This window comes from Sphingomonas yantingensis (assembly GCF_014199325.1).
Classification (GTDB): domain Bacteria; phylum Pseudomonadota; class Alphaproteobacteria; order Sphingomonadales; family Sphingomonadaceae; genus Sphingomonas; species Sphingomonas yantingensis.
On the sequence record NZ_JACIJJ010000004.1, the window covers coordinates 507,608 to 531,173 of the forward strand.

A 23,566-nucleotide genomic window follows, 5' to 3' on the forward strand; every position below is an offset into this window, starting at 1 on the left:
ATGCCCGCGATCGCCTCGCCCACGCTGCTTAACCTTGCCGCGCTGCCGGCGCTTGCCGACGAACCGCATGCGCGGGAGGGCAACCACCTGCGCGTGGCGCACCATCCGTTGCTGGGATTGCCTGTGGCGCCGTTCATCGTCCAGCGCGCGGTGTTCGAGCGGTTGCCGGATGCTTTCGCGCTGCGCCGCGACGTCGTGTTCCGTGACCGGGACGGCGCGGTGCTCCAGCTGCCGATCACGGTGCGCAAGGGGGACGAGATCCGCGCGACGATCGTGCAGGGGGCTGCGACACAGTGCATCCTCGTCTCCATGCTGACGCGGCCGCTGGATGCGCCGTCAGCGCCCGGGCCGGTCATCCGTGGCCCGGTGATCCGCGGACCGGTCATTCGCGGTGGCATCGCAGTGCGCACGCCCGTGCTGCCGGCGGACGCCTTCGACCGGATCGACGGCGACCGCCTGCGCGCGCTCGTCAGCTCGACGACGCAGCCGGCGCCGGGCGACAAGCGCAGCGCGTCGTTGCTCATGCGCGCGATGGGCGCTTCGATCGCCAACGGCCCCGCGCTGCTGGGCGAGCGGCGGGCCGCGCCCTACACGGTCGCCGCCCCGGCGATCGCGGAAGTGCGGATCACCGGACAGGGCATCATCGCCGATCTCGTCTGGCTCGCCGCGGCCGATCTGGAGCGCCTCGACTGGCGCTCGATCGACGTGCTCAACCTGCCGCGGAAGGCAGGCGCGCGTTATCTCTCGCTCAAGGACCCGGTGACGCACGCGGAGAAGAACGTGCGGCGGCAGGCGTCGAAGCGGCGGCCGCTCCACGAAACGCAGGGCGGGCTCGACCCTGTGGGCGCACCGCCCTTTACCGACAACGAAGAGAGCGACCGGGTGCATACGCTCGCTGGGCCGCTGGACGGCGACCTCGATGCGCTGATCGACGGGCCCGATGCGCCGCTGACCGCCAGCGAGACGATCGTCGTCACCGACGAGGCCGGGCAGCCGCTGGCCAACGGGCCGGGGCAGGAAAGCACGATCGCGATCAGCCATCTGGGGCGCGTGCTGCAATCGACGCTCGATCCCGGCGTCGCCGCGTGGCTGGGCTACAAGGGCCTCGACGAGCGCGTGCCGGGGGCGGGCATCGCCTTCTATCGCGTGCTCGGCTTCTTCCGCCATCCGCTCGGCAACGGCGCGACCGCCGATCAGCTGGGCGGGCTGCCGCTGGGGCAGATCCCCGCCGGCGACAGACAGCTCGATGCACCGGCGTTGTTCAAGACGTGGATCAAGCTGTCGGGCGGCATCCTCGATACGACGGGCGAGGCGCTGGTCGGCCAGCTCGCGGTGGCGGGCGACTATATGGTGATGGGCGCGGTCGCGGCGGTCGATCGGCGCGCGCCGCCCGCGTCGCCGGCCCCGCCCGACCTGCTCACGCCGGAGCACGTCGCCTGGCTGCCCGCGATACCTCCCGCTGCGGTGCGCGAAGTCGACTGTCCGATGCGCGGCCTGCTGGTCGGCGCGACGCTGGCGGGCGAGCGCGAGCAGCCGGTACCGGGCGGCGCGGTGAGCGGCCTGAACCGCGCGGTCGGGAGCCAGCCGTGGCACGCGCTCCTCACACTCGGGGTGTCGAGCACGGCCGACGGGCTCCCGCTGGGGTCGGCGGACGGGCGGCAGGGGAGCGTCGGCGATCGCGGCGTAGGGCCCGATGCCGCGCGCTATCGCTTCGCCCAGCAAGACCGCTTCGGTCGATGGTCGCGGTTCGCGATGCGCGATGCGGCGCCCGGTCCGCGCCCGAAGCCGCCGCGCCCGGTGGTGCAGGGGACGTATCGTCAGCCCACGCCACCCTCGGCGGCGGCGCTGGTTGGCGGCACGTTCGACCTGCGCGTGCCGCTGCCCGAACCGGCAGCGCTGGCCCCGGGCTCCTTTCTTCTCTCCCACGCACGGCTCAGCTTCCGCCATTCGGATGCGCTGGTACCCGGCGGGCCGGAGGTCGCGATGCCCGACATCGACGGCGCCGTCACGACCGCGACCGTGACCGAGGATTCGCCGCCGCCGGGCGAGCCGCCGCAGCGCGCGGTGCCGGTGATCGCGACCGGGCCGGTGCTCGCCGCCACCGCCCAGCGCCGGATGGTCATCACCGCCCGCTGGGTGGATGTCGCCGGACAGGTTTCAGAGCCGTCCGAGCCGCTCCGCCTGACGATGACCGACCCGCGCCCGCCCGCGCAGATCGCCATCCCCGACACGCTCCTCTATTCCTCTCGCCCCGACCCGACCGGGCTCGCATGGATCGAGTATAAATGGGCGGTGACGGCCGGCGACCCGGCGATCTACGCCGCCTATTATTCTGATGAAAACCGGCTGACCGCCTGGCTCCGTTCGGTCGGCCGGGGGCCGGAGGCAGACGCCATCACCGCGACGGTCGACCGAGCCGCGCGCGCCGGGATGATGCGCGCGATCCAGGACGATTTCCCCGACCATCTGTTCGAGCGGCTGCCCGGGGCAGTCATCGCCCCGACCACGACCGAGCGGCGCCTGCGCCACGCGGTGTCCGGCGCGACGCGCATTCTTAACGCCTACAAGATCGCAGCCGAAGCGCCCGCCAGCGGCGCGCGGCCCGATCTGTCCGCGCTCGACCTCGTCTTCTTCGGCGTGCCCAACTCCGACCCGCCGCCGCGGCCCTCGGTGTCGGTCCGCCTCGTGCCCCCCGCGGCCGGCGAACCCGATCTGGTGGCCGAAGTCACCGTCACGCTGGAGGCGGGCATGACCCGCGGCCAGACCGCGCGCATCTTTCGGACCCGCGGGACGCAGGCCGATTCGATGCATGCGCCGGTCGTTGCCGACCTGCCGCTGTCGGCACCCGAGCCCGTGACCGGGCGTCAGCAGGCAGTGTTCCGCGACGTCGGATCGGCGGCGATCGCGACCACGGCAAGGCTGGCCGCCTTCTTCCGCTATCAGTGGCTGGCGCAGGTGCAGGGGGCACCCGAATCGGGTTCCGACGTACCCGGCATGTGGAGCCGCGAGTCCGATCCCGCGGCGCTCGTCGTCACGCCGCCGAACGCGCCGACGGTGCCCGTCTTCGACGGGTTCGGGGGAACGACGGTGCCCGGTGGGACACTGGATCTGACGATCGGTGTCTCGCATCCGCTCGGCCTCGTGCCGACTGGGCTGGGGCCTTGGCGCTATGAGGTGCTGCGCGCCGCGCCCGGGGAGACAGCGGCGCTGGCGGCGCAGGGTGCCGTCGCGACCCTGCCGCTGTCGATCGCCGATCCGGTCCCGGGCGGGCTGACCGTCGCGGGCACCCGCTTCGAAGTGCGCCTTTTCGACCCGCTCGGCCGCCAGACGCCGCCCCTGACCGTGATCTCAGCCTGATCGGGTCAGATCGCGCCGGCCTTCATCTGCCCGACGGCATGGCCGACGGGGCGCGCGGCTATCGCCATGAAGGTGAGCGAGGGGTTCACGCATGACGCCGATGCCGCCATGGCGCCGTCGGTGGCATAAAGGATGTACGCGTCGTGCGCCTGGTTAAAGCCGTTCAGCTTCGACGTCTCGGATCGTGAGCCATGCGCGCGCCGCCATATTCGACGAACCCGGTCATGCCGGGCACATCGCTGCCGGCTGTGATCAACGAGTCCTGACCTTAGCAGAACCCGAGCAGTCGGCTGACCGAATGGCAGTTTAGCGCTGTCGAGCGCTCGTAAGCGGGTGGGCCTCTTTCCTGCCCATCTGCCCATAGTAGACATCCGGATGTCTAAACGGTGCCGATCGCCGCGCTTCAGCGCGATGAACGAATGACCGGTTTGGGAGCGCATTCAGGGGCCGCCGAATGACTGATTGTGGGTCTCCTCGTCTCACGAAATGTGCGTCGATACGGTCATCGTCGACTTTCCATTGATCACATTCGCCGGTTTCGAGGCGAAAGCGCTAGTCCCGCAGGCCCGTCTGGAAGAGAGCGTTTGCTTCGAGATGAGGCGAAGCGGGGCCGCCCACTACGCTGCCAGTCTCATGCGGGTCGTTTGAAAAAATGATGGATGACGAAATGCGCAGGCGAGGTGACGGCGACGAGTTCCCAACCCTCGGCACCGAGTGCGTTCAGACCAGTTTCGTCGATGCTTTCTTTGACGACGAGATATTCGAACCGCATGATGGCTGCTCCATGGATCGGCCAGGGGGGCGTTCTGTTTCGGCACTAAAGCAGACGAAGATTGCACGAACCTGCGCTCCGGCAATCGCCCGCACCCCGTCGCGGCTTATCAACGATGAACGGCGTACTCCGCTGGCAGCCAGACTTCGACGATGGTGCCGGTGGGGACCGCCGCCGTGATCGACAGTCGGCCGCGCAGCCGCTCAACGATCTGCTTGACGAGATTGAGGCCCAGGCCCGCGCCGGTCGAGCGCGGCTTCAGACGATAAAAGGGTTCAAGAACCTTTGTTCGTGCCTCGGCGGGGATACCATCGCCATCGTCCTCGACCGCGAGGGTGGTGCCGGCCACTCGCACGATGATGCGTGGCCCGCCATGGTCGATCGCGTTGTGGATCAGGCTCACGAGCACACGCTCGATGGCACCTGGATCGGACTGGATCGTGCTAGGATGATCGCTCTCGATCTCGATCGTCCGATCGCTTGCGATCGCCAGCGGGGCAAGTTCGCCAATTACGCGCCGCGCCAACGGGGCCAAGTCGACGGTCTGCATGCGCGGCCGCGTATCGATGCGTTCGAGGTCGAGCAGTTGTTCAGCCAGATTGGCGAGCCGGTCCACATCGCCGCTCAGCCGGCGCAGGGCGACCTCCCCCGAGGCGTCGATCTTCGTCCGAATGATCGCGATCGGCGTGCGAATTTCGTGCGCGGCCGATGCAATGAAGCGGCGCTGGCGATCATAGGCCTCGTCGAGCCGCGCGAGGGCATCGTTGACAGCTTGAACGAGCGGCGCGATCTCGCTTGGCACCTCCTCGTCCCTGAGCCGCCATCCCCGCACGTCCGGATCGATTTGCCCGGCTTCGGCTGCGATCCGATTGACCCCGGCGAGCGACCGGCGGACGATCCACGGGATCAGCAGCGCGGCAATCGCGGCGAAGATCGCGATGATCGGGATCACGAGGACGTTCGATGCCATGAGGACGGTGAAGGTGAGGCCAGTCAGCTTCCCGTGGCCGAGGATCGTGACAGGACCGGCGGGCGACATTTCCTGACGGATGACGGCGGACAGGCGATAAGGCGGCCTTTGATCGCGCAGATGCGCATAGCCCACCGAACGAAGCACGCCGACGAGCGAGGCGTATTCCGACGGGATGCGGCCATAGGTGACGCGGTATCCCGCCTGGTCTTCCGCCACGAACCACAGGTCGGGGGTTTCGCGCTGTAGCGCGGTGAGTTCTGCTGTAGGCTGGATCGACAGCCCGCCGTTGCCGCCGCGGATCACCGCGCCGGCGATGACCGGCGTGATCGTCTCGTCGGTGTAAAGTCCGCCAACGTCGGCGCGGAGCGCAATAGCGATCAACGCCACGCTCATCACCAGAAGCGTGACGAGCTGGACGATGAGCGGCTGAATGATGAGCGGCCGCTTCAGCGACTTCGGCCGTTTCATCGGTCGGTCGCCTTGATAAGATAACCGACGCCGCGGACGGCATGGATGCCGATCCCCGCATCGGCATCGAGCAACTTTCGGCGCAAGCGCGAAACGTGAGAATCGAGCGTGTTCGACTGGATCTCGTCGTCGAAGCCGAAGACTGCCTGCTCCAGCATTTCGCGCATGACGGTTCGGCCCCGCCGCCGGACGAGCGCGGCGAGGACGCGAATCTCGCGTCGCGACAGCTCGAGCGGCCGGTCGCCGACGCGTGCGACATCGGCGGCGAGATCGAAGACGAGCGCGCCCACCGCGATTTCTTCCCGCACCAGATCCGAGGGCCGCCGCCGGATCGCGCGGATGCGGGCGAGCAATTCGTCGGCGGCGAATGGCTTGACCAGATAATCGTCGGCGCCGCCGTCGAGCCCGGTCACTCGGTCCTCGACCTCCCCATGCGCGCTGAGGACGATGATCGCCACGCCGGGATTGTATTCGCGAAGCGCGCCGACAATCGACAAGCCCTCGCCATCGGGCAGCCGACGGTCGAGCAGGACGAGATCGAACGAGCCCGACCTTGCAGCCTCGATCGCCATGGCAAGGCTGTCGACCTGATCGACCACGAAGCGCTCGCGCTCGAGTACCGAGCGAAGCGCTTGGGCAAGCTCGACTTCGTCCTCGATAATCAGGATACGCAATGTGCATTCTCCGATGGCGGCGCCCTTACGTATCGCTTCCGGCGGCGAGCGCATCGATCAGCGCGTTGATGTGCCTGACTTCTGCGGCCGAATAGCCGGCGGTGATCAGCGATGTGGCGGGCAAACGCCAATCCTGCCGAAGCAACACCCGGCGCAATTCTGCGTAAGCGCAGAGCGCAGCGAGCCTTGGCTGGCAGTGCGCTCGTATTGCTGATCGGGCGAACACGTACAGAAAACCGGAGCATTCCGCCCGGCGCAGCACAATCTCGGCCGCTCGGACCCCCGCCACGATCGCATCGCACTCGGCAAGGCCGAAGGATGTCGGCCCGGCCGCGGCATTCGTCCCGCCAGGAAGGGCGGGGAGCCGCACCCGTCTTGGCAGAAGCATCGGCCGCGTTCGCCCGCCAATCCGCGGGCTTCTCGCAATTCGCACCGGGCTTTACCGTCGGCACTCCTTGCGATCGGGATTGCAGCGGCAGCGGTCCCGGCGCGCGCGGTCGGCCATGATCTGACCTTCGCGGGCGATCTCGGACGTCATGCGCATCTTCTCGAGCGTTCGAAGATCCTTGTCGTCGCGTCGGCGCTGCTGCTCGAGCATGCAGTCGCTGTAGGCGCGCGAGCCGTAAGGCGAGCCGAACCGCTCGCAAGTGCGACTGTCCTCTCGAACGTTGCTCGGACGCTGGGCCGCGCTCGACATGCATGCGGACAAGCTGGCGGCAATGAATGCTGCGGCGATCGGCGCCGCTTTGAATGGTGTTGAGTGGGTACGCATGAACGGCTCCGTGTAATCGGTCTGCATCGATGACGGCCGCGCTCTGGCGACTTGTCACGCAACCGACAAAGAGCAGGCGAAGATTGCACGAACATGGTGGCGCTCACGGTGACGGATGCGATCGGGCCAGACCTCGAATGGATCTCCGGGGTAGCGACTGCGGCTTTGATGAATGAGCGGCAGTTTTTGGAAAAGGCGGTGGATGAGGAGAACGACCGGAAGTCGGTCTCGCTAACATCCAACAAACATGAACCAACGCGATCCTAGAGCGTCACTAACCACGGATCGCCGCATGCACCGCTAGTGTGATCGTCCGCCGTGCGACTTCGTCGCTCGCGAGCCCATGTGGGACGAACTCGGATACCATCTGGCGTTTGCGCAGCGTCGCAAAGCCATAGATCGACGACCATAGAGCCAGGACGCGGATAGCCAACTCCGCTTCGTCGCAATCTGGCACTGCCGCGCGGAGCGGCTCGGTCAGGGCAGCCTGCCCGATATGCTGGTACTCTAGCAGTGCGGGGTCGATGGAGGGGCTGGTCAGCTCGCTCTCATACATCAGCTCGGCGAGGCGCGGGTTCGCCGTGACGAACTCAAGATAGCCAAGGCCTGCACCGATCAGTGCCTCTTCCGGATCATGGGCCGACGCGTTGATCGCTCGCGCCGCCGAAAACAGATCCGTGTAGCCGTCGATCGCGATCGCCAGCAGTAGCGCGCGCCGATCGGAGAAATGGCGGTAGGGCGCCCCCGGCGAAACGCCGACCGACTGCGCCAACGTGCGCACCGATAGCGAGTGATACCCGTTGGCGGCGACGTATTCCCGTCCGGCTCGCACCAGATCGCCGCGCAGATCCTCCCGGTGATAAGGTTTCTCGGCCTTGATCGCCACCCAGCCCCTCCGTTTCGACATTTATCGCCTAGCCGCCAGAAACGGGATTGCCAACGATGTAAGCGCCGCTTACAGACAATGTAAGCGCAGCTTACATTAATGCGCATGCATGGGCGAGGATACGGATGGACAAGGGTCGGATTGCGATCATCGGCGCGGGGCCAGGCGGCATGGCAGCGGCGCTGGCGGCGATCCGGGTGGGCTTCGACGTTCAATTGTTCGAGCGCGCGACCGAGGTTCGGGCCGCCGGCAATATCCTCAATCTCTGGCCGCCGCCGCAGAAGGTCCTGAAGCTGATCGGCGTCGACACCGACGATCTCGGCGCGCCATGCCACACTTATTTTCAGAGCGCGAAGGGCCGGCTGCGCGCCGACGTGAAGCTGCCTCCGGAAGTCGAGGCCGAGTATGGCGGCGGCTTTATCGGGCTGCTGCGCATGGGCCTCTACGACCGGATGCTCGATGCGTTGCCGCCGGGCGTGCTCCGGCTTGGCCGCGATGTGGCGAGGATCGACGACCGTGGCGATGGCGTCCGGCTGACGTTCAGCGACGGCGCGGTCGAAGAAGCCGATGTCGTGATCGGTGCCGACGGCATCAACTCGTTCGTGCGCCGCCAGCTTTGGGGCGAGGAGCCGATCCGCCGCCAGTTCCTTCACCTCGTTGGCGGCTATCTGTTCCTAGACGAGGAGCCCGAAGGCGTCGGCGTCCTGTCGCACGACCGCACGACGCAGGTCAGCTACACCCCGATCCGGCACGAGGGGAAATGGGGATATGAGTGGTGGGTGCTCGAGGCGTTCAAGCCTGAGGATCCGCTGCCGGTCGATCTGGTCGAGTTCTGCCGCGTTCGCGCGCAGGGCTTTCCGCAGCGTGTTCAGGACCTGATCGCCGCAACCCCGCCCGCGCACATGCAGCGGTGGGAAATCCGCGATCGGCCGCCGCTGAAGCAATGGTCAAAAGGTCGCGTGACGCTGGTCGGCGACGCTGCGCATCCCACTTCGCCTTACGCTGCCTACGGCGCGGGCATGTCGATCGAGGACGGCTATTTCCTCGCGCGCGAACTGGATGCCGTCGACGTACGCGATGCGGACGCGGTGGCGGGTGCGCTCCAGCGGTTCGAGGATCGGCGAAAGCCGCATACGTTCAAGATCACGCAGGGCGCCTATTTCACCGGGCGCATCTTCCACCATCTGCCCGCGCCGCTGCGGCCACTGCGCGACTGGGTCTTCGACCATACGCCGTTCCTGCAGAAGATGGTGGGCGACGACATGCCGGTCCACATCCTCTCGCAGCTCGCCGAGATCGAGGATGCCGAGCCCTACGTCCCCATCCACAAACGCAAGAAGGAGGCGGCCGAATGAGCGGCGCGTTCAAATACGGCGTGTCGCTTTACAGCTACACCGACGACCTCGGCACCGTGATGACGCTGGAGGATGCGTTCGGCCATATCGCCGATGCGCATGCGACGGGGATCGAGCTGCTCGGCGAGGCGAGCCTGCCCGACTATCCCGAGGTTTCGACCGCCTGGCTCGACCGCTGGTACCGCCTCCTCGACACGCACAAGCTCGAGCCCACCAACTTCGCCTGCTGGATCGACACCGAGGCGTCGCGATCGCGCGAGCTGACCGCGGGGGAAGCCGCGGCGCAGCTTCGCCAGGATCTCGATCTCGCCAAGCGGCTCGGTTTCCGGTTCGTGCGGCCCAAGTTCGGCGTGGTTGACGACGAACTCACCCCGCATCCGGTCTGGGATGGGGCGGTCGAACGCTCGCTTGATTTAGCGGCCAAGCACGACATCGTCATCATTCCCGAAATCCACGCGCCGACGCCGATCCGGCATCCGGTGGTCGAGGCCTATGTCGACTTCATCCAGCGCACCGGCACGAAGCATTTCGGCCTGCTGATCGATACCGGCATCTTCCAGGATCGACCACTTCCCTTCTGGCAACACGAGACGCCAGAGATGCGCGAGGGGGCGATGAGCTTCCTCAACGGCATCAAGGTGCCGGTCGAGCAGCTCGCCGAGGTGATCGACTACGTCCCCTTCATCCAGGCCAAGTTCCACCACATCGACGAGACGCTGCACGACCACAACATTCCGTGGGAACGCATCGTGCCCATGCTCAAGTCGCTCGGCTACTCGGGCTATCTATCGAGCGAGTATGAGGGCGCGCGTGACCCGTGGGTCGCGGTCGAGCAGGTCCGCCGCCAACACGCCCTGATCCGCAAGCTCGAGCGCGAATACGACGCCGCCCATGCCGCCGGAGGGGAGCAGACCCATGCTTGAGCGCAGCCATATCCAGAGCAGCGGCTTCGACAATGTGTCGGAAGACGGCGCCGTCACCGGCTTTCGCGTCCGGCTGCGCCAGCCCAATTACCGGGGCACCCGTGTTTCGCTGATCGAGGGGATCGATGTCACCGTCGATGGCGATGCCTATCCGGCCGCGGGCAACCGCTATCGCATCGCCGGGCGCGAATATGCACATGGCGAACTGGAAGGGTCGCTCGATGTGCGCTGGCCGGTCGGGACGTGGATCGACGTGATCGTTCCACGGGCCGGCGGCCTGACGCCGGGGGTCCATCATGTCGAGACGATCGTCTGGTATCGCCATCCGTATTTCCCGCCACAGTTCCGGCCGATCCCGGTGCGCGACGCGCGCCACGCGACGATCATCCTTTGACATGGTGAGCAGCGCTCCACGCATGATTGCGAGGCCGTCGCATGGCGCCCGTCGCGTCGCCGGCATCCCGCAGGGGGTGACGGTGATGTTCGCCGCCTTTCTGCCGATCCTGGCGATCGTCGGGCTGGCGCCGGCGGTCCCGAACATCATCGCCGCATTTGCCGACGTGCCCGGCGCGGCGACCTTGGTGCCGCTCGCGGTCACCGCGCCGGGGCTGATGATCGCGCTGTTCTCGCCGCTGATGGGCTGGCTCGCCGATCGATATGGCAGGCGCAAGCTGCTCCTTGTCGCGACAACGGTCTACGGCGTGTTCGGCCTCGTGCCGTTCTTTGTCGGTTCGATCGAGGCGCTGATCGGCTCGCGCCTCTTGCTCGGCATCTGCGAGGCAGCGATCCTGACCGTCACGAACACGCTGATCGCCGACTATTTCACGCACGACCAGCGACGCGGGTGGCTGACCTTCCAGGGGGTGATCGGCCCGATCTTCGGCACCGGCACCGTCGTCCTCGCCGGGTTCATGGCCGCGCAGTCGTGGCAGCTGCCGTTCGCGATTTATGCGGTCGCCTTCCCGATCTCGCTGCTCATGCTGTTCTTCCTCTACGAGCCTGACGTGGCGAGCGAGGTCGCGGCTGAGGCAGCGCCGGCGGGTGCGTTTCCGTGGGGTCGCCTCGCGGTCTGCTGCGGCTTCACGCTGTTCGCCGCCGCGCTCTACTACGTCTACATCGTCCAGGTCGGCCGCGCCTTTACCGAGGTCGGCGTCGTCGATGCCGGGCGCATCGGCATGCTCATTTCGATCGCCAGCATCGGCGTGGTGATCGGCGCAGTCCTGTTCCAGTGGATTTCGAGCCGGCTCGCCTCGGGCAATCAGTTGCTCGTCTTTCTCGGCCTGCTCGGAATCGGCCTGGTCGGGATCGGCCTCAGCGACGGCGCGCAGATGATGACGAGCTTTGCCTTCGTCCAACAGCTAGGTGCGGGCATCCTGATCCCGGCGCTCGCGCTCTGGACCATGGCGCAACTTCGGCCCGAGCATCGCGGGCGCGGCATGGGGATCTGGAGCGGTTGCTTCTTCCTCGGCCAGTTCGTCAGCCCGCTGATCGTGACCGCGGCGGAAAGCGCATCCGGCTCGATCCGCGGTGCCTTCGTCATCCTGGGTACGGTGTCAATCGCGGGGGCGCTGTCGACCCGCCTGATGAGCAAAACCATTCGATAAAACATATCCTCGGAGGGGTTGGACATGAAGAAGACGAGCAAGTGGCTGGTGTCGAGCGCGGCACTGGCGGCGGCCGGCGCGTGGGCGCCGGCGGCGATGGCGCAGACCGCTGTGCCGCAGTCGGACACCGCCCCGACGCTTCAGGCAGCGCCCGCGACCGAAACCTCCTCGACCAGTCCGGCGGCGAGCCAGCAGGCTGCCGACACCGATACGGGTGACATCATCGTCACCGCCCAGCGCCGCAACGAGAGCGTAATGAAGGTGCCGGTCAGCGTGACCGTCGTCAGTGCCGAGGCGCTGACCAAGAACGGCATCAACGATCTTCGCGCTGTGTCGAAACTCGCGCCGAGCCTTCAGCCGGGGCAGGACAACCAGTTCTCGATCCGCGGCATCGGTACCGCGACGTTCGCCGACACGGTCGAGGCGAGCGTGACACAGGTCATCGATGACGTGGCGCTCGGCAGCCGCTATTTCGCGAGCGCCGGCTTCTACGACATCGAGCGGGTCGAGGTGCTGAACGGGCCGCAGGGCCTGCTCTTCGGCAAGAACGCCTCGGCCGGTGTCGTCAACATCACCACCACCGCGCCGAAGTTGGGCGAGGCGAGCCTGTCCGCCGACCTTGAGGGCACCACCCGCGCGCGAGACGGCAAGGACGGGCTCGGTATCCTCGTGCGCGGCACGGCGAACGTGCCGGTCGGCGACAACAGCGCGCTTCGCATCAACGCGATCTACAGCAGCCAGGATGCGATCACGCAGCTTCGCTCCACGGGCAATGGCCGCGCCGAAAACGATGTCGGGCAGCGCGCCTTCCGTGCCAAGTTCCTGACCAAGCCGACCGACAATCTGTCGATCTACCTGATCGGCGATTACGGCAAGTTCACCGGCATTTCGGGCACGTTCGACTTCACCTATCGCTCGCTGGGCGCAGGCAGCCAGTATCCGGCGATCCTCGCCGGTGCCGGGGTGTTGCCGAGCGACCGGAACCTGACCTCGGTCGTCAATGCCGATTACTACCGCGATCTCGAAACCGGCGGGCTTCAGGGCAAGGTCGCCTATGCCCTCGATTCAGGGGTTGAGATCAGCAACATCGCGGCCTGGAAGACCTATTCGCTCGGCACGACGTTCGATTCGGATTTCACGCCGGTCGATTTTCTCGATCGGAACGCCAACACCAGCAGCTATGACCAGTTCTCGAACGAGCTGCGGGTCACGCTGCCGGCTGAGAACAGGCTGACCGGCCAGTTCGGCCTCTATTACTTCTATTCTAAGAACAACTTCACCAACCAGCGCGGCGGCAGCAACGGCTTGCCGGGTTTCGTGATCGGCGGCTTCCCGTTCTGCGTCGGCGCGACCCCCGTCGCGGGGCCGCCGCCCGCCTGCAACGTCCGCAACCGCTACTTCCTGGGTCAGGACAGCGCCGGGCGAAACACCAACGAGAGCTTCGCCGGGTTCGGCCAGTTCACCTATGCCGTTACCGACACGCTCAAGGTCATCGCCGGCGGCCGCGTGACGCGCGACAAGGTGACGCTCGACCTGACCGAGAACGTCAATCCGTATTTCGTGACGCTCGGCGTGCCAAACAACCGCTTCTCGGGTAGCGAGAGCAACACCAATTTCAGCTGGAAGCTGGGGGTCGACTGGCAGCCGACACCGACCACGCTGGTCTATGGCTTCTACGGTCATGGCTATAAGGGGCCGGGCTTTTCCAACGCATCCCCCGCGCCGGGCGCAGATCTAGGCGTGGCACCCGAAATATCGAAGGGCGGCGAAGTCGGCCTGAAACAGGCGCTGTTCGATCGCCGCGTGAACCTGAGCTTCTCGGCCTTCTACACCAGGTTCGACAATCTTCAGGTGCAGGCGTTCGATGCGGCGCTCCAGACCGTGGTGCTGCAGAACGCGGCGCAGGCGACCACCAAGGGCATCGACTTCAGCATGCAGGCGCGGCCGGTCAAGGGGCTGACGCTGTCGGCGGGCGGCACGCTGCTCGATGCCAAGTACGACCGCTATCCGGGGCGCCAATGCTATCCGGGGCAGCAAGCGGCGAGCTGCGCCGTCAACGGCACGTTTGACGTGTCAGGCCGGCAGGTGCCGCAATCGGCGAAGTTCACCGGCGTCCTGTCGGCGGATTACGAAGCGCCGCTGACGGGCGACCTGAGCGCCACGGTGGGCGGCAATTTCTATCATCGCTCGCCGCTGCTCAGCGAATATGCGCCGGGGGCGACGATCCCAACCTGGAATACGTTCGACTTCAATCTTGGCGTCCGCAGCGACCGGTGGAGCGCCTCGCTGTTCTGCAAGAACTGCTTCAACGAGCTGCGCCCGGTGTCGATCGAGGTCGAGGCGGGCGACGGCATCAACGCCGGCGCGCTCTCCTACGTCCAGCGTTGGAGCTATGATTCGGTGCGCACGATCGGCCTGCGCCTCGGGCTCCAGCTCTAGCCGAGATGGATGGGGTCGGGTGTTCGCGCCCGGCCCCGCAACCAACTGATGATGATGTGGGAACGGGTGATGTGGGACAGGCGTGAGGTGATCGGGGCCGGCGCGCTGGCGCTTGGCGTCATCGGGCTCCCCACAGCGGTGATGCGGCAGTCGCGCCCCGCCGATCCCGATGCCCCGCCCAGCGACAGGCAGCGTGCGATCGCCGCCGACGTCGCCGACCTGCTCATCCCAGCAAACGATACGCCGGGCGCCGCCGCGGTCGGCGCGCATGAGTTCCTGATTGTCGCGCTCACCCATGGGCTGGACGGCACGCGCGCACCTGCTGCTGGAAGCGAGATACAAGGCGACAACGCCGTGTACGCCCGCGCCGACGGCAGCCTCGACCATCTCGCCTGGCTCGAGGACGAGCTCGATCGCGGCGCGCGCGGCGACTATCTGGCGCAGCCGATCGCTCGGCGGCAGGCGGCGCTCGACCGAATCGATTCCGCGGCGTTCGCAAACCATCAGGCAGTCGGCCCGTGGCCTCGGATCAAGGGCCTGTTGATGACCGGCTATTACACGTCCGAAATCGGCGGCTCGAAGGAGCTTCGCTACGAACTGGTGCCCGGCCGCTTCGACCCGGACATCCCGCTCGCCCCCGCCGATCGGGCATGGTCGAGCGACTGGAACGCGGTGGCGTACGGATGAGCGCGCAATTCGATGTGATCGTCGTCGGATCGGGCGTGACTGGCGGCTATGCGGCCAAGGAACTGACCGAGGCCGGCTTCAAGGTGCTGATGATCGAGCGCGGGCCGAAGATCGAGCACGGCTCGGGGTACAAGACCGAGACGCTGGCGCCCTGGGAGCTGCCGTTCCGTGGGCTCGGCGACGCGGCCGCCTATGCCCGCGATTATCCGATCCAGGCGCAGAACCGGCACTTCAACGAGTTCACGCAGAACCATTTCGTCAAGGACAGTGAGAATCCCTATTCGACGGAGCCGGGGAGCGAATTCACCTGGTTCCGGTCGTACAATCTGGGTGGGCGGTCGCTGACCTGGGGGCGCCAATGCTATCGCTGGTCCGACTATGACTTCGCCGCGAACAAGCGCGATGGACACGGCACCGACTGGCCGATCCGCTACGCTGATCTCGCCCCGTGGTACGATCGGGTGGAGGAGTTCATCGGGGTGTCCGGCGCAGCGGAGGGGCTGGCGCAGCTTCCCGACGGCCGCTTCCAGCCGCCGATGGCGCTAAACGTCGTCGAGCAGCATTTGCGCGAGGGGATCGGCGCGCGCTGGCCGGAGCGGTGGCTGACGATCGGGCGGACCGCGAACCTGACGGTGGCAAAGGATGGGCGCAGCGCCTGCCAGTATCGCAGCATCTGCGCGCGAGGCTGTTCCTACGGTGCGTACTATTCGACGCAGAGCGCCAGCTTGCCCGCGGCGATGGCGACGGGTCGCCTGACGCTGGAGACCGACAGCGTGGTCGAGGGGGTCGATTACGATCCCGTTACGCGGCGCGCGACGGGCGTGCGCTTCCTGGACACCGCGACCGGCAAGCGGGGCAGCGCGACCGCGCGCGCCGTCTTTCTCAATGCGGGTGCGTTCAACACCAATCACATCCTGTTGCGTTCGCAATCGGAAGCGATGCCGCGGGGGCTCGCCAATTCGAGCGGGGTGCTCGGCACCCATATCATGGACCACGCGACCAGTCTGTCCGCGCTGGCGATCATGCCGGGCTTCGACGATCGGACGAGCTTCGGCAATCGTCCGACCGGCGTCGTCATCCCCCGCTTCCGCAATCTCGACACGCTCGATGGGAAAGGGTTCACGCGCGGCTATTCCTATCAGGGCGGGGCGCTTCAAGGCACTTGGACCAGCGGCAAGCGCGAGGCGGGTATGGGGGCGGCGCTGAAGGGGAAGCTGCGCCATCCGGGCCCATGGAGGGTCGTGCTCGTCACCTTCGCCGAGTCGCTGCCGCGCGCGTCGAACCGACTGACACTCGATCCGGTGAAGAGCGATACACACGGCGCCCCACTGCTTCGCATCGCCTTCGAACATGGCGCGGACGAGCGTGCCGCGCTGGCCGATGCGAAGACGGAGGCGGCGGCGATGTTGTCGTCGGTCGGCGGCCAGGTCGTGATGGGCATGGACCAGCCGGGGCCGGGCGGGTCGTCGATCCACGAGATGGGCGGCGCGCGTATGGGGCTCGACCCCGCCACGTCGGTGCTCGACAAGTGGAGCCGCGCGCATGACGTCGCCAACCTGTTCGTTACCGATGGCGCGCAAATGAGCTCCTCGGCCTGCCAGAACCCCTCGCTGACCTACCTCGCGCTGACCGCGCGTGCGTGTGCGACGGCTACATCGATGTTTCGCGAAGGAGCCTTGGCATGATCGACCGCCGCCAATTCGTTGCGGGTGCCGCCGCGCTGTCGGCCGTTCCGGCCGCTGCCCAGGTCGCGCCGGCCGGCGCGTTTCCGAAGGGCTTCCTCTGGGGCGCTTCGACTGCCGCGCATCAGGTCGAGGGCAACAACGTCAACAGCGATTGCTGGGCGCTGGAAAATGTCGAGGGGACCGCTTTCGTTGAACGCTCGGGTGATGCGGCGAACAGCTTCGAGTTGTGGCCCGTCGATCTCGACCTCGTTCGCGGCATGGGTCTCAACACCTATCGCTTCAGCCTCGAATGGGCACGGATCGAGCCCGAGCCGGGCGTCTTTTCGGTCGCGATGCTCGATCATTACGAGGCGATGATCGACGGTTGCCGCGCCCGCGGCATCCATCCGATCGTGACGTTCAACCATTTCACCACGCCGCGCTGGTTCGCGATGCACGGGGGGTGGATGAACGACGACGGGCCGGCGCTCTTCGCGCGATACTGCGACCGGGCGGCGCGGCACCTCGCCGGCGGGATCGGTCATGCCGCGACGCTGAACGAACCCAATCTCGCGGGTGTGCTCGACCGGGTCCTTCCGGCTCCGATCGGCAAGACCATCCTCGACGCCGATCGCCGTACGAGTGAGGCGGCAGCGAAGAAGTTCGGGGTGCCTTTGTTCATCGGCGGCATCTCGGTCTGGCTTCCCAACCCGGCCAAGGCGCGCGAAAATCTGTTGCGTGGCCATGCACTGGGCCGTCAAGCGATCAAGGCGGCGCGCGGCGACCTTCCCGTCGGGGTCACGTTGGCGATCATCGACGACCAGGGGGCACCGGCAAAGCGCGACGCGATGCGGGATCTGCTCTACCTCCCCTGGCTCGAAGCAGCGCGCCAGGACGACTTCGTCGGCGTCCAGAATTACGAGCGCGCGGTATGGGGACTGGAGGGGAAGCTGCCCGTGCCCGCTGGTGTACCCACCAATGCCGGCGGCGGCGAAATCTATCCGGCCAGCCTGGCCGGTGCCGTCCGCTATGCTCATTCGGTAGCGAAGGTGCCGGTGATCGTCACCGAGCATGGTATCCAGACCGAGGACGACACGCAGCGCGCCCGCTTCATCCCGGCAGCGCTGCGGGCGTTGAGGGAGGCGATAGCCGAGGGCGTTCCCGTGCAGGGCTATTGTCACTGGTCGCTGATCGACAATTTCGAATGGGGCTTCGGCTACAAGCCGAAATACGGCCTGCACAGCTTTGACCGGCAGACGTTCCGGCGGACCGCCAACCTCAGTGCGAAAGTGCTGGGACGTATAGCGAAGGCCAACAGCTTATAAACGCGCGCAGGCCGATCAGCCGGCCGCGGTTGCCGCCCAGTCGGCTAGCCGAAATGAGCCCGATTGAGGCGACGGGGCATCGTCTGAACCAACGGCTGCTTTCGGGAAACGTCTGAGTGATCGCTATTGTCGCTTTCTGGGTCCTCTTAGACCTCAGCGCGTTCGGCCAGTTCTAGCGCGTCTTCCACGTCAACGCCCAAGTAGCGCACCGTGCTGTCGATCTTGGCATGGCCTAGGAGGATCTGAACGGCGCGGAAATTGCCCGTCGCCTTGTAGATGATCGATGCCTTCGTGCGCCGAAGCGAGTGCGTCCCGTAATCCTGAGCCGGAAGGCCGATGCCGACCACCCACTCGTGCACGAGGCGGGCATATTGTCGTGTGCTCATATGAGCCATGTAGTCGTTTCGGCTTGGGAAGACGAAATCGTTCAGTGTCCCGCCGCGTCGTTCCAACCATGTCCGCATCGTCTTTCGTGCCGTGTCCAGCAGCTCGAACTGAACGGGGCGTTTGGTCTTCTGCTGAACCATGACGGCGCGATCACGAATGCGCCCACCGGAAACGACGTCGCCGATGCGTACCCTGACCACATCGCAGCCGCGCAGCTTGCTGTCGATGGCAAAGTCAAACAGTGCCCGATCGCGCAATCGTCGATGCTGATCGAGCCAGAAACGAATGGCCCAGACCTCCTGCTGTTTCAGTGCCCGCTTGGCACCAATAAGCCGACCTTCATTCCAAGGTCGCAGTCCGTGAAAGGCGGGGTCCGTTGACGAGTGACCCATCGACCATCTCCCTCGGTCGTATCGGGCGACGAAGCATATGCGGGCGCGGTAAACTGGCGCTTTCGTTGTGTGGTTGATCTGCTGTCTTTGATGCTGAATGTGAGGCTGGTTACGGACGAAGCTTTAGAGGCTTTGGGCGGCGGCTCTTGGGTATTCGCACCGTCGATCGCCATCTGATCGATTACTGCCTGTTGCCCGACTCAGCCATCTTGCGATGCTGCTCGGCTAAGACGGCCTGTGGGACGACGCCGCTCGCCAGCACCTGCGCCTTGTTCAGGAGCCCCGACACGATATGCCCCTTGCCGGAAAGCATCGCGTTCCAGCCGTCCTTCGCCACCTTTGCCGGGTCGGCTTTGCTTTCGTCCTGCCCGACCTGCGTGTCGCGCATCCCGGCGCGGTCGAAGAACGCGGTGTCCGTCGCGCCCGGCATCAAGGTCGTCAGCGTGACGCCCTGGCTGTCTTTCAGCTCGTTGCGAAGCGCCTCGGTGAAGTTGTCGATGAATGCCTTGGTCGCGTTGTAGATGGCGTTGAAGGGCCCCGGGATGTACCCGACGATCGAACCGGTTACGAGCACCTTGCCGGCGTTACGCCCGACCATGTCGCGCAGTACGCGCTGGAGCAAATAGACCGTCCCGGTGACGTTGGTGCCGATCGAATGCTGCCACGAGGCGACGTCCTGATCGAGGAAGGCGCCACCCTTGCTGATCCCGGCATTGGCGATCACGACATCGACGGTTCTGCCCTCGGCGGCGGCCAGCAGCGTGTCGACCCCCTCGATGGTCGAGAGGTCGACCTCGACCGCGTCGACCCGGGTGCCAAACGCCTCGAACTCGTGCGCCGCTGCGTCAATGCGCGGTTCGTCGGCGGCGACGATCAGGTCGTAGCCGTCCTGCGCCGCCAGTTTCGCCAGTTCGAAGCCGATCCCCGTCGACGCGCCGGTGACGATGGCGAGGCCCTTGCTCATACGACGTCTCCCGATCGCGCACCGAAGCCGGGCTTCAGCACCACCTTCGTCACTTCGTTCTGGTCGTCATGGAACATCTTGTACCCCTGCGGCGCCTCCTCGAGATCGAGGCGGTGCGAAATCAGGAAAGTGGTGTCGATCTTGCCCTCGATGATCGCGGCGAGCAGGCCGGGCAGGTAATGCTGGACGTGCGTCTGGCCGGTCTTGAGCGTCAGGCCCTTTTCCATGAACGCGCCCAGCGGAAACTTGTCGACGATGCCGCCATAGACCGCCGGCATCGACACACGCCCGCCCTTGCGACAGGCAACGATCGCCTGGCGGATCGAGTGGATGCGATCGGTACCGAGGAAGGTCGATGCCTTGATCTGGTCGATCACGTTGTCGACGAAGAAACCGTGTGCCTCCAGCCCGACCGCATCGATCACCGCGTCGGGACCGATCCCGCCGGTCATCTGCATCAGCGCCTCGTAGGTCTTGGTTTCCTCGAAGTTGATCGTCTCGGCTCCGAACGTCTTCGCGAGTTCGAGGCGACGCGGGAAATGGTCGATCGCGATGACGCGCTCGGCCCCCATCAGGAATGCAGACTGGATCGCGAACAGCCCGACCGGTCCGCAGCCCCAGACCGCGACGGTATCGCCCGGTTCGATGTCGGCATTCTCGGCGGCCTGCCACCCGGTCGGCAGGATGTCGGAGAGGAACAGCACCTTCTCGTCCTCGATCCCGTCAGGAATGACGATCGGGCCGACATCGCTGAACGGCACGCGGACATATTCGGCCTGTCCGCCCGCATAGCCACCGGTCAGGTGGCTGTAGCCGAACAGCCCCGACATGGGCTGGCCGTACAATTCCTGCCCGATGTCCTGATTGTCGGCCGGGTTGCCGTTGTCGCACGCCGAATATTGATGCTTGCCGCAATGATAACAGCTGCCGCACGAAATCGTGAACGGCACCACCACGCGCTGCCCCTTCTTCAGCGTCGAGCCGGCGCCGACCTCGACCACCTCGCCCATGAACTCGTGGCCGAGGATGTCGCCCGCCTTCATCGTCGGGATGTAGTCGTCGTACAGATGGAGGTCGGAGCCGCAGATCGCCGTCGACGTCACCTTGATGATGCAGTCGCGCGGGTTGAGGATCTCGGGATCGTCGACCGTATCGACGCGCACGTCATGCTTGCCGTGCCATGCCAGCGCCCTCATGCGCGTTCCTCCTGAAGCTGTGTCTGGGTTCGCGAGGATGTGGCGATCTCGCCGGTTTCCATCAGTTGCTTGAAGCGCCTCAGGTCGCGGCGCGCCTGGATCGCCGGCTCGCGCTGGAACAGCTTGGCAATGACCTTGCCGACGATGCCGGCGGGGGGATCGTAGGCAATCGTCGCGCTCACGACGGTGCCGCGTGCGCCCGCGTCGGTGAAGGTGACGCGGCCCGAATTGGGCACGTCGGCACCGTCTTCCGACTGCCAGCTGATCGACCGGCCCGGTTCCTCTGCGGTGACGGTCGCATCCCATTCGACCGTCTTGCCTGCCGGTGCCTTTACCACCCAGTGCGAGCGGTGCTCGTCGATGACGTCGATCCGCTCAACATTGTCCATGAAGCTGGAAAGGTTCGAGAAATCGCGGAAATAGGCGAAGAGTTCGTCCGCCGGCCGGCCGATCGTGACCGACTGCATCGTCAGGTCCTGATCCGGCGAGGTATGCTTGGCTGTCGCCGAAGGGGCGTCGTCGGTCATCGCAGGCTCCTGTTTCTTGAACCACAAGCGAATGCCGAAGCAAAAAAGTTCCCGATTTTCTGATGCTTAACCTGAATCAAGCGGGTGTAACGGCACTGTCGTTTGAAGGATGCGTGTTACGACCACACCCCTTATGCTCGCAGACGATGCCGCAGGAGTTCAATCACCCTGAAGACCCGCCGCCAGATTTCGTCGTCGTCGATGTCGAAACCGCGTGCTCCAGCGTCAGTAGCATCTGTCAGATCGGGATTGTGGGCTTTCGAGACGGGGCGGTGGCGTTCGAGTACGAAACGCTGGTCGATCCACTCGACCGCTTCTCGTCGTTCAACATCGGCATCCATGGCATCACCAGCGACCATGTCGTCGGCGCGCCGACCTTTGGGGCGATCCACGCGGTCGTCGACAGCCATCTGGGCGGGCGCATCACCGTCGCGCATTCGAACTTTGACAAGGGGGCGCTGGGGGCGGCCTGCCTTATCCATGATCAGCCCATGATCGAGACGACGTGGCTGGACAGCGTGCGCGTGGCAAAGCGCGCCTGGCCCGAACTGCCCAGCCATCGTCTGAACGTCCTCAGCCGCTTCCTTGGCCTGCGCCACCGGCATCATGATGCGCTGAGTGATGCGCGTGCGGCCGGGATGGTGATCGTACGCGCGATCGACCACACCGGCATCGACCTCGCCGGCTGGCTCGCCCCGTCGAGGCAGACCGGGCGTGCGCCGAAGGCGGCGGCGACTGGCCCGTTGAAAGGCGAGCGCGTCGCGATCCTGGGCGCGCCTCGCGACGGGCCTCTGGCACATCGACTGGCCGCCGCCGGCGCGCGCGTGGTTGCATCGGTCGGCATGACCACGACGACGCTCGTCATCGGCAACGAGCAGCCATTCGGCCGCTATGTCACCGCCCATGCCGAGTATCGGCGCGCCGAGGCGCTGCGCCGCGAGGGCCGTGCCATCGTGATCCTGCCCGAGGACGAGATCACCGCGCGGCTCGCTTCGGGGTAAGCGTCGCCGACAGGACGATCCAGTGGCCGGTGCGGCGTACGGCCTGCACGCGCCACTCGCGTCCCGTTGCGACAAGGAAGCGGGTCTGGATGCCCGCCGCCTTTTGGGCAAAGTCGGGAAAGTCGATGCGATGATGCGCGAGGACCAGGGTACCGCCCGGGCGCAGCGCGGCCGCGACGTCGTGCGCGGTCCGCCGCATCTGAAGCGGTGTCAGGTAGTAGAGCAGCTCGGCCACGACGACCGCGTCATAGCGTGGCCGCGGGAAGCTGCCCGGCACCGCCAGCCGCACCGCCCGCGCGCGGGGAGCGGCGTCGGCGAGCGCATCCGCCGCCAGCGCAGTACCGCTCTCGGTCGCCTCGGTCGCGTCGAGGCGGCGGGCGCGGGGGGCGATCGCGGCGCTGTTCGATCCGTTGCCGGCGGCCAGTTCGAGCACGCGGCCGATCGGACCGGGGCCGAGCGCGTGGAGGATCGCACGGCGCTTCACCGCCTCGTCATGGTTGGTGAAGGTCGACCAGGGATCGGCATTCGCTGCGAACTTGGCGTCGAAGCCATCCAGTGTGATCGGCCTCATCGCGGCTCTATCACGAATGTCTCGCACGGGCGGCTAAAGGCTGCGACCTGTGCCCGTGTCATCGAAAAGCCTGCCGGATCGTCGGTGATCCGGCCCGCCTGCGTGCGGTAGCGCAGGATGGCGAGGCGTTTGGCCAGGCGCGCCTGTGCACCGAGCGGCGGGGCGATGCTGCGCGGCAGCCTTCGTCCGGCCGGCCAGACGGGATAACCCAGGCGGTGAAGCCCCGCCTTGCGGCAGCGGGCGAGGGCATCGGCGACGATCCGGTGGTCGGGGTGGTCGTCCCCCGCCGCGGGGCCGAGCAGCGTCAGCGGAACCGGCGCGCGCCGGACCGCGCCGGTGATCCGCTTGCGGGCAAGCGGGGCCATCGCCGACAGCCCGCCATCGGGCAGACCGAGAAACGTGATCCGGTCGGCCGTAACGCCGATCCTGCGCATCTCCCGCCGCGTTTCGCGCTGGCGCTCGCGGATCAGGCGGGTAGGGGGCCAGCGCCGGCTCGACGGGTGTGAGGCGGCACCGTCGGTGACGACCAGGATTCGCACCGCGATGCCCCGGCGGCGCAGTCTCGCGATCCACCCATAGGCGCCGATTGCTTCGTCATCCGCGTGCGGGGCCACCACCATCAGATTGCG

Annotated in this window: 23 protein-coding genes; 10 read left to right on the plus strand and 13 right to left on the minus strand. The window is 66.4% G+C overall.

The genetic code is table 11. The annotated features are described in order from the left end of the window. Entirely contained in the window at positions 1-3,357 is a 3,357-nt protein-coding gene (locus FHR19_RS15065; RefSeq protein WP_184030018.1) for a hypothetical protein, read from the plus strand. Between the two features lie 5 nt (positions 3,358-3,362). Here the strand turns inward: FHR19_RS15065 and FHR19_RS15070 are convergent, their stop codons facing one another. The 7 genes from FHR19_RS15070 to FHR19_RS15100 form a co-directional block, all read right to left on the minus strand. Then, positions 3,363-3,797, minus strand: coding sequence for a hypothetical protein (locus FHR19_RS15070; RefSeq protein WP_184030021.1), 435 nt, complete (start codon positions 3,795-3,797; stop codon positions 3,363-3,365). Between the two features lie 191 nt (positions 3,798-3,988). Continuing rightward, positions 3,989-4,129: a hypothetical protein gene (locus FHR19_RS15075; RefSeq protein WP_184030023.1), complete on the minus strand. Its 141-nt coding sequence runs from the start codon at positions 4,127-4,129 to the stop codon at positions 3,989-3,991. A 109-nt stretch (positions 4,130-4,238) separates the two neighbouring features. Further along, entirely contained in the window at positions 4,239-5,570 is a 1,332-nt protein-coding gene (locus FHR19_RS15080) for a sensor histidine kinase (RefSeq protein ID WP_184030025.1), read from the minus strand. Continuing rightward, positions 5,567-6,244: a response regulator transcription factor gene (locus FHR19_RS15085; RefSeq protein ID WP_184030026.1), complete on the minus strand. Its 678-nt coding sequence runs from the start codon at positions 6,242-6,244 to the stop codon at positions 5,567-5,569. The genes FHR19_RS15080 and FHR19_RS15085 overlap by 4 nt, the downstream gene beginning before the upstream one ends. A gap of 25 nt (positions 6,245-6,269) precedes the next feature. Continuing rightward, positions 6,270-6,632, minus strand: a complete 363-nt coding sequence (locus FHR19_RS15090; protein ID WP_184030028.1) for a hypothetical protein — start codon at positions 6,630-6,632, stop codon at positions 6,270-6,272. Between the two features lie 51 nt (positions 6,633-6,683). Beyond that, positions 6,684-7,043, minus strand: a complete 360-nt coding sequence (locus FHR19_RS15095; protein WP_221228549.1) for a hypothetical protein — start codon at positions 7,041-7,043, stop codon at positions 6,684-6,686. 247 nt (positions 7,044-7,290) lie between these two features. Next, a complete protein-coding gene (locus FHR19_RS15100) occupies positions 7,291-7,902 on the minus strand; it encodes a TetR/AcrR family transcriptional regulator (RefSeq protein WP_343053289.1) in 612 nt (203 codons plus the stop codon). A gap of 125 nt (positions 7,903-8,027) precedes the next feature. On the opposite strand from FHR19_RS15100, the gene FHR19_RS15105 reads away from it, so the two are divergent. The 8 genes from FHR19_RS15105 to FHR19_RS15140 all read left to right on the plus strand — a co-directional run bounded on the left by FHR19_RS15105 (position 8,028) and on the right by FHR19_RS15140 (position 17,899). Further along, entirely contained in the window at positions 8,028-9,257 is a 1,230-nt protein-coding gene (locus FHR19_RS15105) for an FAD-dependent oxidoreductase (RefSeq protein ID WP_184030032.1), read from the plus strand. After that, positions 9,254-10,180, plus strand: a complete 927-nt coding sequence (locus FHR19_RS15110; protein ID WP_184030034.1) for a sugar phosphate isomerase/epimerase family protein — start codon at positions 9,254-9,256, stop codon at positions 10,178-10,180. The genes FHR19_RS15105 and FHR19_RS15110 overlap by 4 nt, the downstream gene beginning before the upstream one ends. Further along, positions 10,173-10,574, plus strand: coding sequence for a C-glycoside deglycosidase beta subunit domain-containing protein (locus FHR19_RS15115; RefSeq protein WP_184030036.1), 402 nt, complete (start codon positions 10,173-10,175; stop codon positions 10,572-10,574). The genes FHR19_RS15110 and FHR19_RS15115 overlap by 8 nt, the downstream gene beginning before the upstream one ends. A gap of 22 nt (positions 10,575-10,596) precedes the next feature. Beyond that, entirely contained in the window at positions 10,597-11,784 is a 1,188-nt protein-coding gene (locus tag FHR19_RS15120) for an MFS transporter (protein ID WP_184030038.1), read from the plus strand. 24 nt (positions 11,785-11,808) lie between these two features. After that, complete coding sequence (locus FHR19_RS15125) at positions 11,809-14,223, plus strand: TonB-dependent receptor (protein ID WP_184030040.1); 2,415 nt, start codon at positions 11,809-11,811, stop codon at positions 14,221-14,223. A 69-nt stretch (positions 14,224-14,292) separates the two neighbouring features. Then, a complete protein-coding gene (locus tag FHR19_RS15130) occupies positions 14,293-14,910 on the plus strand; it encodes a gluconate 2-dehydrogenase subunit 3 family protein (protein ID WP_246359541.1) in 618 nt (205 codons plus the stop codon). Continuing rightward, on the plus strand, positions 14,907-16,595 hold the full coding sequence (locus tag FHR19_RS15135) for an FAD-dependent oxidoreductase (protein WP_184030042.1): 1,689 nt from the start codon (positions 14,907-14,909) through the stop codon (positions 16,593-16,595). The genes FHR19_RS15130 and FHR19_RS15135 overlap by 4 nt, the downstream gene beginning before the upstream one ends. After that, on the plus strand, positions 16,592-17,899 hold the full coding sequence (locus FHR19_RS15140; RefSeq protein ID WP_184030045.1) for a family 1 glycosylhydrolase: 1,308 nt from the start codon (positions 16,592-16,594) through the stop codon (positions 17,897-17,899). The genes FHR19_RS15135 and FHR19_RS15140 overlap by 4 nt, the downstream gene beginning before the upstream one ends. Positions 17,900-18,045: 146 nt before the next feature. Here FHR19_RS15140 and FHR19_RS15145 read toward each other — a convergent pair whose 3' ends face one another. The 4 genes from FHR19_RS15145 to FHR19_RS15160 all read right to left on the minus strand — a co-directional run bounded on the left by FHR19_RS15145 (position 18,046) and on the right by FHR19_RS15160 (position 21,365). Further along, positions 18,046-18,678, minus strand: a complete 633-nt coding sequence (locus FHR19_RS15145) for a tyrosine-type recombinase/integrase (protein ID WP_184030047.1) — start codon at positions 18,676-18,678, stop codon at positions 18,046-18,048. Between the two features lie 181 nt (positions 18,679-18,859). Beyond that, positions 18,860-19,642 carry an SDR family NAD(P)-dependent oxidoreductase gene (locus FHR19_RS15150; protein WP_184030049.1) on the minus strand — a complete coding sequence of 261 codons (783 nt, stop codon included), beginning with the start codon at positions 19,640-19,642 and terminating at the stop codon, positions 18,860-18,862. Continuing rightward, positions 19,639-20,838 carry a zinc-dependent alcohol dehydrogenase gene (locus FHR19_RS15155; protein ID WP_184030052.1) on the minus strand — a complete coding sequence of 400 codons (1,200 nt, stop codon included), beginning with the start codon at positions 20,836-20,838 and terminating at the stop codon, positions 19,639-19,641. Before FHR19_RS15155 ends, FHR19_RS15150 begins: the two co-directional genes overlap by 4 nt. Next, entirely contained in the window at positions 20,835-21,365 is a 531-nt protein-coding gene (locus FHR19_RS15160; RefSeq protein WP_184030055.1) for an SRPBCC family protein, read from the minus strand. The genes FHR19_RS15155 and FHR19_RS15160 overlap by 4 nt, the downstream gene beginning before the upstream one ends. A gap of 146 nt (positions 21,366-21,511) precedes the next feature. Between FHR19_RS15160 and FHR19_RS15165 the strand changes: the two genes are divergently transcribed. Beyond that, positions 21,512-22,366, plus strand: a complete 855-nt coding sequence (locus FHR19_RS15165; RefSeq protein ID WP_184030057.1) for an exonuclease domain-containing protein — start codon at positions 21,512-21,514, stop codon at positions 22,364-22,366. On the opposite strand, the gene FHR19_RS15170 is transcribed toward FHR19_RS15165, so the two are convergent. Beyond that, the gene (locus FHR19_RS15170) at positions 22,341-22,937 is read right to left on the minus strand and encodes a class I SAM-dependent methyltransferase (RefSeq protein ID WP_184030060.1); all 597 of its coding nucleotides are present in this window, start codon (positions 22,935-22,937) and stop codon (positions 22,341-22,343) included. The two genes, FHR19_RS15165 and FHR19_RS15170, sit on opposite strands and share 26 nt — an antisense overlap. Then, positions 22,934-23,557: a PIG-L deacetylase family protein gene (locus FHR19_RS15175; RefSeq protein ID WP_246359542.1), complete on the minus strand. Its 624-nt coding sequence runs from the start codon at positions 23,555-23,557 to the stop codon at positions 22,934-22,936. The genes FHR19_RS15170 and FHR19_RS15175 overlap by 4 nt, the downstream gene beginning before the upstream one ends. Positions 23,558-23,566: the final 9 nt, after the last annotated feature.

What these genes read in the sequence shown, in the direction of transcription:
- FHR19_RS15120 (WP_184030038.1), top strand. Translation starts at nt 10,597, where the DNA reads ATGATTGCGAGGCCGTCGCATGGCGCCCGTCGCGTCGCCGGCATCCCG.
- FHR19_RS15105 (WP_184030032.1), top strand. Translation starts at nt 8,028, where the DNA reads ATGGACAAGGGTCGGATTGCGATCATCGGCGCGGGGCCAGGCGGCATG.
- FHR19_RS15090 (WP_184030028.1), bottom strand. Translation starts at nt 6,632, where the DNA reads ATGCTTCTGCCAAGACGGGTGCGGCTCCCCGCCCTTCCTGGCGGGACG.
- FHR19_RS15080 (WP_184030025.1), bottom strand. Translation starts at nt 5,570, where the DNA reads ATGAAACGGCCGAAGTCGCTGAAGCGGCCGCTCATCATTCAGCCGCTC.
- FHR19_RS15125 (WP_184030040.1), top strand. Translation starts at nt 11,809, where the DNA reads ATGAAGAAGACGAGCAAGTGGCTGGTGTCGAGCGCGGCACTGGCGGCG.
- FHR19_RS15075 (WP_184030023.1), bottom strand. Translation starts at nt 4,129, where the DNA reads ATGCGGTTCGAATATCTCGTCGTCAAAGAAAGCATCGACGAAACTGGT.
- FHR19_RS15110 (WP_184030034.1), top strand. Translation starts at nt 9,254, where the DNA reads ATGAGCGGCGCGTTCAAATACGGCGTGTCGCTTTACAGCTACACCGAC.
- FHR19_RS15150 (WP_184030049.1), bottom strand. Translation starts at nt 19,642, where the DNA reads ATGAGCAAGGGCCTCGCCATCGTCACCGGCGCGTCGACGGGGATCGGC.
- FHR19_RS15135 (WP_184030042.1), top strand. Translation starts at nt 14,907, where the DNA reads ATGAGCGCGCAATTCGATGTGATCGTCGTCGGATCGGGCGTGACTGGC.
- FHR19_RS15095 (WP_221228549.1), bottom strand. Translation starts at nt 7,043, where the DNA reads ATGCAGACCGATTACACGGAGCCGTTCATGCGTACCCACTCAACACCA.
- FHR19_RS15130 (WP_246359541.1), top strand. Translation starts at nt 14,293, where the DNA reads ATGTGGGACAGGCGTGAGGTGATCGGGGCCGGCGCGCTGGCGCTTGGC.
- FHR19_RS15155 (WP_184030052.1), bottom strand. Translation starts at nt 20,838, where the DNA reads ATGAGGGCGCTGGCATGGCACGGCAAGCATGACGTGCGCGTCGATACG.
- FHR19_RS15160 (WP_184030055.1), bottom strand. Translation starts at nt 21,365, where the DNA reads ATGACCGACGACGCCCCTTCGGCGACAGCCAAGCATACCTCGCCGGAT.
- FHR19_RS15175 (WP_246359542.1), bottom strand. Translation starts at nt 23,557, where the DNA reads ATGGTGGTGGCCCCGCACGCGGATGACGAAGCAATCGGCGCCTATGGG.
- FHR19_RS15115 (WP_184030036.1), top strand. Translation starts at nt 10,173, where the DNA reads ATGCTTGAGCGCAGCCATATCCAGAGCAGCGGCTTCGACAATGTGTCG.
- FHR19_RS15065 (WP_184030018.1), top strand. Translation starts at nt 1, where the DNA reads ATGCCCGCGATCGCCTCGCCCACGCTGCTTAACCTTGCCGCGCTGCCG.
- FHR19_RS15070 (WP_184030021.1), bottom strand. Translation starts at nt 3,797, where the DNA reads ATGCGCTCCCAAACCGGTCATTCGTTCATCGCGCTGAAGCGCGGCGAT.
- FHR19_RS15145 (WP_184030047.1), bottom strand. Translation starts at nt 18,678, where the DNA reads ATGGGTCACTCGTCAACGGACCCCGCCTTTCACGGACTGCGACCTTGG.
- FHR19_RS15170 (WP_184030060.1), bottom strand. Translation starts at nt 22,937, where the DNA reads ATGAGGCCGATCACACTGGATGGCTTCGACGCCAAGTTCGCAGCGAAT.
- FHR19_RS15140 (WP_184030045.1), top strand. Translation starts at nt 16,592, where the DNA reads ATGATCGACCGCCGCCAATTCGTTGCGGGTGCCGCCGCGCTGTCGGCC.
- FHR19_RS15165 (WP_184030057.1), top strand. Translation starts at nt 21,512, where the DNA reads ATGCCGCAGGAGTTCAATCACCCTGAAGACCCGCCGCCAGATTTCGTC.